Source organism: Deltaproteobacteria bacterium, from assembly GCA_016219225.1.
Lineage (GTDB): Bacteria > Desulfobacterota > RBG-13-43-22 > RBG-13-43-22 > RBG-13-43-22 > RBG-13-43-22.
In genome coordinates this window covers 1-10,932 of record JACRBX010000121.1, presented here as the reverse complement: position 1 = coordinate 10,932, position 10,932 = coordinate 1, and the positions used below count along the sequence as shown (strand labels likewise).

At 48.7% G+C, this 10,932-nt stretch carries 9 protein-coding genes and 4 pseudogenes; 11 read left to right on the top strand and 2 right to left on the bottom strand.

The genetic code is table 11. The features are described from left to right. The first annotated feature begins 277 nt into the window (after positions 1–277). From HY879_10835 to HY879_10805, 7 genes and pseudogenes are all read left to right on the top strand, one after another. The gene (locus tag HY879_10835) at positions 278–532 is read left to right on the top strand and encodes a hypothetical protein (GenBank protein MBI5603838.1); all 255 of its coding nucleotides are present in this window, start codon (positions 278–280) and stop codon (positions 530–532) included. Further along, positions 529–843 carry a hypothetical protein gene (locus HY879_10830; protein ID MBI5603837.1) on the top strand — a complete coding sequence of 105 codons (315 nt, stop codon included), beginning with the start codon at positions 529–531 and terminating at the stop codon, positions 841–843. The genes HY879_10835 and HY879_10830 overlap by 4 nt, the downstream gene beginning before the upstream one ends. 333 nt (positions 844–1,176) lie before the next feature. Beyond that, positions 1,177–3,129: an acetoacetate--CoA ligase gene (locus tag HY879_10825; GenBank protein ID MBI5603836.1), complete on the top strand. Its 1,953-nt coding sequence runs from the start codon at positions 1,177–1,179 to the stop codon at positions 3,127–3,129. 139 nt (positions 3,130–3,268) lie between these two features. Then, positions 3,269–3,820, top strand: coding sequence for an HDIG domain-containing protein (locus HY879_10820; GenBank protein ID MBI5603835.1), 552 nt, complete (start codon positions 3,269–3,271; stop codon positions 3,818–3,820). Between the two features lie 15 nt (positions 3,821–3,835). Further along, a complete protein-coding gene (locus HY879_10815) occupies positions 3,836–4,705 on the top strand; it encodes an MBL fold metallo-hydrolase (protein MBI5603834.1) in 870 nt (289 codons plus the stop codon). Between the two features lie 305 nt (positions 4,706–5,010). Next, positions 5,011–5,760 carry a cytosolic protein gene (locus HY879_10810; protein MBI5603833.1) on the top strand — a complete coding sequence of 250 codons (750 nt, stop codon included), beginning with the start codon at positions 5,011–5,013 and terminating at the stop codon, positions 5,758–5,760. 271 nt (positions 5,761–6,031) lie between these two features. Next, positions 6,032–6,641 (top strand): annotated as a pseudogene (locus HY879_10805) (ORF6N domain-containing protein). Positions 6,642–6,689: 48 nt separating this feature from the next. Here HY879_10805 and HY879_10800 read toward each other — a convergent pair. Next, positions 6,690–6,926 (bottom strand): hypothetical protein, encoded by a 237-nt coding sequence (locus HY879_10800; GenBank protein ID MBI5603832.1) that lies wholly within the window; start codon positions 6,924–6,926, stop codon positions 6,690–6,692. A 364-nt stretch (positions 6,927–7,290) separates the two neighbouring features. Here HY879_10800 and HY879_10795 point away from each other — a divergent pair, with 364 nt between their 5' ends. Then, positions 7,291–7,635 carry a hypothetical protein gene (locus HY879_10795; protein ID MBI5603831.1) on the top strand — a complete coding sequence of 115 codons (345 nt, stop codon included), beginning with the start codon at positions 7,291–7,293 and terminating at the stop codon, positions 7,633–7,635. A 103-nt stretch (positions 7,636–7,738) separates the two neighbouring features. Beyond that, positions 7,739–8,167 (top strand): hypothetical protein, encoded by a 429-nt coding sequence (locus HY879_10790; protein ID MBI5603830.1) that lies wholly within the window; start codon positions 7,739–7,741, stop codon positions 8,165–8,167. A 305-nt stretch (positions 8,168–8,472) separates the two neighbouring features. On the opposite strand, the pseudogene HY879_10785 reads toward HY879_10790, so the two are convergent. Beyond that, a pseudogene (locus HY879_10785) lies at positions 8,473–8,820 on the bottom strand (transposase). Between the two features lie 521 nt (positions 8,821–9,341). Here HY879_10785 and HY879_10780 point away from each other — a divergent pair. Continuing rightward, positions 9,342–9,968 (top strand): annotated as a pseudogene (locus HY879_10780) (hypothetical protein). A 100-nt stretch (positions 9,969–10,068) separates the two neighbouring features. Next, a pseudogene (locus tag HY879_10775) lies at positions 10,069–10,728 on the top strand (N-6 DNA methylase). The last annotated feature ends 204 nt before the right edge of the window (positions 10,729–10,932 follow it).

The following is a 10,932-nucleotide window of genomic DNA, read 5'->3' as shown; positions in this document are numbered from 1 at the left end:
TTTTCAAAATTAAGAGAATCTTATTGGGATAGAACAGAGGGGTCAAGGAAAAAATTAGAATTTTTCAATTACTCCGGCATTGGGTCCGAACCAATGCTCAAATATGGCTTGGACGGCTTGCTGCCGTGGGGCCGCATCGACTGGGGGCTTAGGTAGAAGAAAGCTAATCCCTGGAGGAGATCGTCCAAAGGGGTTTTGCAACCTCTCCGGCTATTATTCTTGACTTTTCATGCATTCATGCTATCATAAATCATCATCACATGAACGGAGAAGAACCATGGAAGTTATAAAATCTGTCGGTCGAAGCGGGCAAATCTCTTTGGGGAAAAAATTCGCCGGCAAGACGGTATTGGTCGATCAAATCGAAGCCGGGGTATGGATTGTCAAAGTCGGGCAATTTGTTCCTAACAGTGAACAGTGGTTGCACCAACCCAAAGCCCGAACCGAAATTGATGAGGCGGTTGCCTGGGCTAAAAAAAACCCTCCCCGGAAAAGTGATTTAAAGGCCATCGAGTCCCGGTTAAAAAAATGAACCCTGCCGCAAAAGATTCAGTCCTTCTGGATCTGAATAATCCGGTGTTTCAAAGGCACTTATTTAATCTATCCAAACAGGAACAAAGAGAAGTGCTGGGGACCTTGAGGAAGCTTTCCAATATGGATTGGGACCAGGTTTATTCCGACCGAGGATTGAAATGGGAGGTTATATTCTCCCGCACCGGACCCCATGGGGAAAAATTATACAGTTTTCGGATCGGCAAAGGATTTCGTGGGCTGGCTTATCGGGAAGGGGACTGGATGCGGATTTTGTCTCTTCATCCCCATCATGATTCTACCTATCAATGAACGAGACCGGCAGGCAGGCTAAGGACGGGGAGACGTTCCGCATCCCGGCAGAGCAAGGAGGAAAACCGATGAACCGAGCAGGAGCGGATAACGAAAAGCCAAGCCGTTTGGCCACCTTGGTCTCCTATAACCGCCGCGGGTTCAAGAGCCGGCTTTGGCGACTGGTTGGGAGGTCATAATTCTTCGTCATCAGTCATGTACTCCCACATCTCGTCCCCTTTTACCGCCCTCTTTTCCTTTCTCAATTGTAAAGTAACCTGCGATATCTTTCTTGACACCTTTGTCTTTTTTCAATATCTTTACCCATTATAAAAACCGAGGAAAGGACCTCCAATGAAAAAGCCATTATGGGAACCATCGCCGGAAATGATCGAACAGGCCAATATGACGCGGTTCATCCGTTTTGTGAACCAAAAATACGGAAAAAGTATAAAGAACTATCGGGAGCTTTATGACTGGTCCATTGATCAAATCCCGGACTTCTGGGCAGCCATGTGGGAGTTTGGAGAAGTCAAGGCCTCCCGGGGTTACGACCGGGTAGTGGATGACCCCACCAAAATGCCCGGGGCCAAATGGTTTGAAGGTGCCAGGCTTAATTTTGCCGAAAACCTGCTGCGCTATCGGGACGACCGAACGGCCTTGATCTTTAAAGGAGAAAGCCAGGATTCGCGAAAGATCACTTACGCCCAGTTATATTCCCAGGTAGCCGCCCTGGCCAAATCCCTGCGGGATTTGGGTATCAGCCCCGGAGACCGGGTGGTCGGATTCATGCCCAACATGTCGGAAACCATCATGGCCATGCTGGCCGCCACCTCCCTGGGAGCGGTCTGGTCTTCCTGTTCACCGGATTTCGGGATCAAGGGCGTCCTGGACCGCTTCGGCCAGATCGAACCCAAAGTCCTCTTTACGGCCGACGGTTACTCCTACGGCGGCAAAACCTTTGATTCCCTTGGCCGTATCGCCGATATCGTCAAGGAGCTTCCTTCCATCCAACGGGTAGTCGTTGTACCCTATACAAAAGAAAAGCCGGACATCAGCCCTATCCCCAGAGCCGTCCTTTATCAGGATTTTATGGCCCCGGAGACCGACCTGACCATCGACTTTGTCCAGGTCCCGGCCGACCATCCGCTCTACATCATGTATTCTTCAGGCACCACCGGGCTTCCTAAATGCATGGTCCAGGGAGTGGCCGGCATCCTGGTCCACCACCTCAAGGAACTGATGCTCCATACCGACCTGAAGCGGGAGGACACCATCTTTTATTTTACCACCTGCGGCTGGATGATGTGGAACTGGCTGACCAGTTCCCTGACCTGCGGGGCCACTTTGGTTTTGTTCGACGGGTCTCCCTTTTATCCCGATGCCGGGGCCCTCTGGAAACTGGCCCAGGATGAAAAGGTCACCGTCTTCGGGACCAGTGCCCGCTATATCGCCGCCATTGATAAGGAAGGGCTCAAACCGGGAAGCACCTATGACTTGAACCTTTTAAGGGCTGTCTTATCCACCGGATCGCCTCTTCCCGTTGAAGGATTTCACTATATCTACAAGGAAGTGAAAAAGGACATCCAACTGTCCTCCATCGCCGGGGGAACGGACCTGAACGGCTGTTTTGCCCTGGGCAGTCCCATCCTGCCGGTCTATGAAGGCGAACTGCAATGCCGGGGTCTGGCCATGAAGGTGGCGGCCTTTAACAGCCAGGGGAAACCGGTCATCAACGAATTAGGGGAACTGGTCTGCACCCTCCCCTTCCCTTCCATGCCCCTTTATTTCTGGAGGGACCCGGACAATCAAAAATATTTGAGCGCTTATTTTAAGACCTTCCCGGGAGTCTGGTGCCACGGCGATTTCATCTTGGTCACTGAAAACGGCGGCGTGGTTATTTATGGCCGTTCCGATGCCACCCTCAACCCCGGAGGGGTGCGGATCGGCACGGCCGATATCTACCGCCAGGTGGAGACCCTGCCGGAGATCGCCGACAGTATCGTCGTCGGTCAGGATTGGGACAACGATGTGCGGATCATTCTGTTTATCAAACTGGCCCCGGGGGTGGAGATGAATGAGGCCCTGGTCAATAAGATCAAGAAGACCATCCGGGAAAATACCTCGCCCCGACATCTGCCTGCCAGGATCATCCCGGTGGCCGATATCCCCTATACCATCAACATGAAGAAGGTGGAGCTGGCAGTCAGGAATGTCATCCACGGCAAGCCGGTTTTGAACAAGGACGCTTTGGCCAATCCCGAAGCCCTGGATCTGTATAAGGATCTGCCGGAGTTACAAAAATAACAATTTATACGATAAATTAGGACGCAGATTTTCGCTGATACCCGAAGATAATTATTCTTATTAGATCTTTAAATTGAAAATCTTGATAATCGGCGTTTATCTGCGTCCAAAAGGCAAATTCCTATACTGTTAGATTATCATGAACGATTTTATCCCTTCCCGCGATATCTGCCTGACCCTGATGGATCAGCATGGCATGCTCCCCCAGATCAAGGCCCACAGCCTGCAAGTGGCCCGGGTAGCCCTGTGTCTTGGCGAAAACCTGATCCCTCATCACCCGGATTTAGATATGGCTTTGATTGAAGCCGGGGCCTTGCTCCATGATATTGCCAAAACGGAGTGTCTTAAAACCAGGGGTAATCATGTTTCGGTTGGTGAAGAAATGGTTCGGGCCATGGGTTATGAATCGGTGGCTCGCATAGTGGCTCAACATGTCCGTTTGGAAAATGCCTATTATCAAAACGGACAGATCGATGAAATGGTCCTGGTCCATTATGCCGATAAACGGGTTCTCCACGATCAAGTGGTCGACTTGGAAGAGCGCTTCAAATACCTGCTTAAGACCTATGGACGATCGGATGATATCATCGCCCTTATTGAAGCCCTTTATCAGGACACCTTGAAACTGGAAAAAAGGATTTTCCACCCCCTTTCCTTTTCTCCCCAGGCCCTCAAAGATCATCTCTCCTAAGGAAACGCCGCCGAGATGATCGAGATCACAAAAAATATCTATTGGGTTCCCGGGCAGAATCAATCGCGTTTTCCTTACTGTGCCGGCTTGTATCTTAAGGGAAAAGATTTTCGTTTGTTGATAGACGCCGGCATGGGTCAGACCAATATGGAACCCTGTTTGAAAGCGGGAGTGGACCTGGTGATTCTCAGCCATTGCCACATCGATCACCGCTTAAACCTGGTCCGATCGCCGCAAATCCCGGTCTGGTGCCATGAAATGGAAACGGTCTATCTGGAAGACCGGGAGCGTTTTCTGGTCGGGATCGGGCTTCTTCGGGCCGGCCTTAGCTACGAAAAACTTTTTAAGGGCTACCAAATTCAAGAATTCACCATCCAGAGAAAACTTCTTGACGGGGAGCGGATAAACCTGGGGGGCTTGTCGTTCCAGGTCCTTCATACGCCCGGACACACCCCGGGACACCTGTCCTTTTATTTTCCGGAAGCGGAATTACTTTTCGCCGCCGATATTGCCCTGAATGCCTTTGGCCCATTTTACGGCCATGATTTTTCCAATATCAGTGATTTCATAGAGTCCATCCGGAAATTAAAGGCCATACCGGTCCAAACGATTATCACCGGCCATTCCGGGCCTTTTCAAGATCATTTGGCCGAACGGTTTGCCGCTTATGAAAAAATAATTTATAAAAGAGACCGGATCCTTCTTGAACATCTGAACCAGCCCAGACCCTTACCCTATCTTTTGGGGAAAAACCTGTTCTATTCCCGCTACCTGGAACCGGCACCGGTAACCCAGTGGTTTGAACAGGTCCACCTGGAAAAACAGTTGAAGCGGCTGATCGAGATGGGCAAGATTAAAGAAAAGGACGGCCTTTATTGCCAATAAATTTCTCGTAACAATTTTAAATTAGGACGCAGATTTTCGCCGATACACGCAGATCATTTTTCAGATAGCTTTTATATTGAAAATCCTGTCAATCTGCGTTCATCGGCGTCCAAAAAGGAAATTCCTATACCATAAATTTAAGAAAAATCGGCCTCTCACCGATTTTTCTTAAAATTTCGCCTTTCTCGGCGATCTCTGTGAACTCGAGTGACCCTATGGTGCTCTTGAGCGAATAGCGATTACAAGCACCGAAGGGAACGGGCGAGAGGAAACCAATACAACCTAAAAAGTAAAAAGGAGATATGATGTCCGAAAATACTTTCCCTAAAAATATGGAAGACCTGTCACAAAAAGAGCTCGTCCAGTGGCTGATGGAAGGGTTTCGACGCACCGTGATCCATTACGGCTGCTGGTTTCGAGAAGTGGAATATCAGATCGGGGTCCAAAAGGCCAGCGGGATCGAAAGCGAAGCCGGGGATCTGGCCTGGCAGATCATCCTCAAGCGTCTGGCCGGCCTCTTTGGCTTTGAGATCGAAGACGGTGTTCCCAAGGCCATCAAGAATTTAAGCAAAGAAAAGCTGATCGAGGCCATCGATGCCGTGGCCGTCAACTGGCTGGCCGATGACGGCGTCTGGTTCCAGACCGTTGAAAAGCATTACGGGATGGATTACGCCAAACGATGCAACGACACCTGCTGGTCCCGCTTTTCCCCTTACGAGGCCTTCAGGATCAAAAAACTGCTGGGCCTTTCCGAATCCCCCGGACTGGAAGGACTCAAAACCGCCCTGGGCTTTCGCCTCTATGCCCGCATCAATAAACAAGCCATCGAAGAGATCGACGAGACGAGCTTTATCTTTCGCATGATCGATTGCCGGGTCCAGTCGGCCCGCAAACGAAAGGGCTTGGCCGATTATCCCTGCAAATCAGTGGGCATGGTGGAGTATCCTTTTTTTGCCTCGGCCGTCGACCGCCGGATCCAAACCGAATGCCTGGGCTGCCCTCCCGATCACCACCCGGAGGAATGGTATTGCGCCTGGAAGTTTACATTGATTTAGAAGATGGCCGGATCTCCACTTGCTTGCCTTCCACCACCTTCCCGGTTGATTGACTTTAAGTGATGGATATGTTTTAATTTTGTTCGTCCAAAATCAGCGTTCTTCAAACCGGCAACCCCTATTCGAAAAGTTGGTCCATGAAGCAGTCCGACAAGACTCCATTTTTGAAAAAGAAGATGGGGTTTTATTTGTGGCTGGTGGATAGGGGAATAAACAAGTTGATTCAGAATAATTTCCCGTCTTAGGCAATCTCAGTAAAAAGGAAACCGAGATGACCTCAAAAGATCATCTAATTTACGCCGAACAAATTGGAAAATCCATTTACATAATTCATGGGCAGCGAGTCATGTTAAGCTCTTCTTTGGCGGACCTCTATGGGGTTGAACCTCGGGTGTTGATGCAAGCCGTAAAACGCAATATCGAAAGGTTTCCAGAGGACTTCATGTTTCAATTGATCGCCGAGGAGTTCCAAAACTTGAAATCACAAATTGTGATTTCAAGTTGGGGAGGAATGCGCCGGGCAAGACCTTATGCCTTCACTGAGCAAGGAGTGGCCATGCTATCCAGTGTTCTCAACAATCAGAGGGCTATCCAGGTCAATATCACGATCATGCGAATTTTTATCCGCCTCCGCCAAATGACCACCACCCACAGGGCGCTGGCCGGGAAACTGGCTGAATTGGAAGAACGTATCCAGGACCACGATGAACAAATCACAGACATCTTTAAAGCCATAAGGCAACTCATGGCCCCGTGTTAAGTCGAAACGAAAAATCGGCTTCGATCTCAAGGAAAGACAGGTCCGTTATGGGAGGAGAAAGGTTCGTAAAATATTCCGGGATACGGTTAAGCGGCAAGGCAACTTTTTGAGTCTAAAGTAGTAACCGTGTAGTCCCGGCCGGGGCGGAGGCAGGTGCCATCCTTGGAGCCTATTGGGGGCTGAGCCCGGCTTGCCCTTGCGGGTCTTTCGATTGTTTCTTTTCTTGCAGTTTATGGATAAACCGAGGCAAGCTCTCCTTCTGGGCAGGAGGAAAATGATACCTTACGCAAAAGTCCAGGGAATAACACAGCCATTTTTTATATTCCCCGTGCAGTCGATTAGGAACGGCCCTGTTACGCAAATACTCTTCAAATTGAGCCTGTAAGGCAGCAGGGATCAGCAGCATGAAGAATCCTCCTATATTCTTTATATCATGTCAATTTGAAGAATATAAAGAGCCCAAATTTTAAGGGAAAAAAATTATTTGTTAAGATAATATTTATCATTTATAATGGGTTACATGAAACTGAAGGGTTGGCAAACCATAAGTCAACCAAAAAAGACAAATGGTCGGTGCTTCTCCTCCAAAGGCTTCCTTTGGGGAGAGAAATTATACAGAAAACTTTAGAATAACTTGTTTTTTGATTACGTGTATTAGATTCGATCATATACTTTATCAAATGCCCTACCGAAACCATTAAGGCAAAAAGGAGGGAAATCCAATAGAAGCACCAATCGTAGGAGCAATAATTGTCGGGACTGTCACAATTTTGGTTGCCATCGGTGTTCGGTGGTATACTAAGAGGGACAAAAGGATAGAAGCGGGGAATAAACTTCTTGAATCTTTTGATTCCACCAAAGAAGCCATCAGTAAATATAATGGACAATTTTATCTCCTGGTTCAACACCTTGTCATTGACTTCAAAACTCAAAAAGTTATCGCTCGAGAATTTCGTAAACATCTCGGTCTTATTAATCGGTGTCGCTTCAACAAGGCATGGAATGAATATTATGGCGGAGACGAGGATGATCCCGATTTTCTGCAATATATGAGTAATGATGTTCATAATTTACTCCTTAAACGCATAGGCAAAATATTAAAATTTACAAAATAAACATAACCAACGTGTCAACTTGACGCCCTAAAAGTCGGGCGCAAGTTACCCTTGGCGTTCGGCACCTTATGGCTGAATTGGTTCGATTAGCGGGAGGATCACTATGAAGTTTTTGAGGCTCTTTGCAATCCTGTGTCTTGCTGTACCACTGGTTATGTGGTGCGGCCCTCTGCATGCACGACAGCTTGGCGACATTGAAGATGGTCGATGGGTGTATATCGCCGGCTCGTCAAACGGCGCTGAACTGTTCGTGGACGGACAATCCATAGCTTATGAAAAACGGTTCGATGCGTGGGCATGTTGGGTTAGAATTCTTGACCCAAAGCGGTATGAAGAGACCATCGCAAAGTACTTGTTCAGAAACCATGGTCAAGAGTTGGCGATCACTGCAGCAGTAATCTACGACACAAAGAGCAAGAATCCTAAGAATCCGTCGGAGCCCATTGGTTCGCCGGTGTGGAGAGCTGTCATCCCAGATTCTTTTGCAGACAATGTATGGGAAGCTATCAAATTGAAAACATCGACAAAATAATGGGGAACTTTTGAATGCCAGTCCGCCGGGAACGCTGTTCGAACCAGGGAGCCGAACGAATAAGGATAGATTGTGAGAGCGGAGCGAACCACAATCTTATCCGTTTGGTTGAACAAGCCCGATTACTTTATATAAGGAAATATCTTTTTTGAAAAAAAATATTAAGAGAAGCTTTAACGAGAGGCGTCTTTTTCAGGGCGTAGGGGTGCCTTAGCATTTACTATGCTTAATAAAAAGCTTAATTATTTCATAAAGGTTTAAGCCTCCTGATGAAAGTTACGGTCAGCCCTTGCCACAAAGGTCAGTTACCCTGATTCCGATGCAGGATAACGAAAACCAAGAATAATCATTGGGGTTTGACAGCAGGGGCACTTGAAAACAGGTCTTGGCCGCTCTTTGACAACTTCAATAAAAACCCGCAAAATCAATTGGACAACCATCAGCAGTTTCTTCGCGTTGCTATGGAGAAACCCATAGTCCCTGACCCGCCGAAATCCCCTTGGCAGGACATGCTGCAGGATGAGAAACAAAAAATCTTCTCCCGGAAGGGTGCGACATTGAGTTTTACCGGTTTTACTTTCAAAATATCGAAAGGTGATTTGGCCGTTCTGATTTAAAATGATATTTTTTTCACTGATAACCCCTCGGAAAAGGGGGACGTTCTTCATTACATTCAGAAATTAATAAGGGAATTTGGAATTAAAAAATTTTTTCGGACACAATATAGCATTTCTGCATTGCGACTCAAAGCCCAGCAGGCATTGCCAACTATTCCCAAAGTCCCTGTATGCCGGATGGAGTCCGGCATGACGGAGAAAAACAAGCCTGGAGTTTAATTCAGGATTATTTTCAAACCAAAGGGTCGGACGCTGTGATTGATCACCCTAAAGGCGCCTCCCATGATCGGGTTAAAGACGCCACGGGAAAAGGGCCATATTGGGTCTCAGACAGGGCCTCAGTTCATGATTTTTCACCTCCTTTCGCAAAGGTGTTTTTAGGCTTTTCGGGAAAGGGCCTGGGGGCGCGATAACTGTTACCGTCCAGGACCACCCGGTAGGCTTCATGACGGAGGCGGTCCAAGGTGGCGGCACCTAAGTTTGTTAACGGCATTGAGGTGGCCCAGACGAACGGGTTGAATTCTCCAATAATTCTTTAAAAATAAGGCCCCAATAATGCAGTCAACCGAACGGTCAACACCACGCTCACACTTCGCAATTGGCTCATTGGGGGCTACATTCATCACTACGAGTTGCATGGAACCGACCGGGCACAATACGGCGAGCGTCTGATGGACAGACTGGCTGAGGCTTTACGGCCCCACAAAATTCCTGCCACGGATCGCCAGCGACTTTACGCTTATATAAGTTTCTACCGGACCTATCCGCAGATCGCGCAAGCTGTCCCGAAGGGATTCCCCTCCTTCGATACCGCTACCGCGATGGGAATTTTCCGGACAGTGTCCGGAAAAACCTACCCTTCCGCGGAAGAATCTGAGATTGTCCGGAAAGCGACCGTACAATTGGAACTCTCCGCCGAAAAGCTGCTGAGCACCCTTTCTTACAGCCATCTGGAACAACTCACCGCTCTCGATACCCCGCTTAAACGGGCCTTTTACGAGATCGAATGTATTCGCGGCAACTGGTCCGTGCGGACGCTCAAAAGGCAAATTGCGACCCTGTATTACGAGCGGTCGGGACTTTCCATGGACAAAGAAAAGCTGCCTGATGAGTTGGCCACCAAGGTCACTGTCGTGTATTACGCAGATGCAAAAGATGCCCTGCTCAAAGCACTCAGTGAGTAATAAATGAGTCGAGAGTAGCGTCAATCAAAACTGGAAACACTAATGAAAGAACTCTTGTTAGCGGAATCATGACCCCTCTTTTGTCCGGCATGACAACACCCTGGCCAGACCCTATGTCAGCTATACCAAATCCGACCGGGTAGATATCGTCCTCACCAATCCGCCCTTCGGCGGCCGCGAGGAAGAGGGTATTGGGACCAACTTTCCGAAACATTTCCAGACCCGGGAAACGGCCGATCTCTTTCTGGCCCTGATCATTCGTCCGCTCAAACCTACGTGACGTACAGCCATCGTCCTGCCCGACGGAACGCTCTTTGGCGAAGGGGTCAAAACCCGCATGAAAGAACATTTACTCGCCGAGTGTAATCTCCACACCATCGTCCGCTTGCCCAACAGCGTCTTCAAGCCCTACGCCTCCATCGGTACCAATCTTCTTTTTTTCGAGAAGGGGGGCTCCACCAAAGAGGTCTGGTTCTACGAGCACCGCGCCCCAGAGGGTCAAAAGGCCTACTCTATGACCAAACCCATCCGGCTCGAGCATCTCAAACCCTGCATCGACTGGTGGGATAACCGGGAACCGAACGAGGTCGCCTGGAAAGTGACCATCGACGAGATCAAAGCCCGAAACTACAACCTGGATTTCAAGAACCCCCATACGGTGGAGGAAGACCACGGCGATCCGGTGGAATTAATGGCCAAGTTGCAGGAGAGCGAACAGGAGACGGCCAAGCTTCGAAACCAATTGAAGGCCATATTATAAGAGGCCCTGCTTCGATGAAACCGCAGAATACGCAGAACAGGCAGAATGCCTGCATTGGGCGCGGGGTCGCAGCACTCCAGCCACTTTATGGCGATCAATTTATCCGCCTATTTATCTGGGCATGGCGAGACAAGATTATTGAAATGGGACGAGGAGTCGCTTTTCCGAGTATAAGCCGTCAACAAATTGAAAATTTACCCGTTC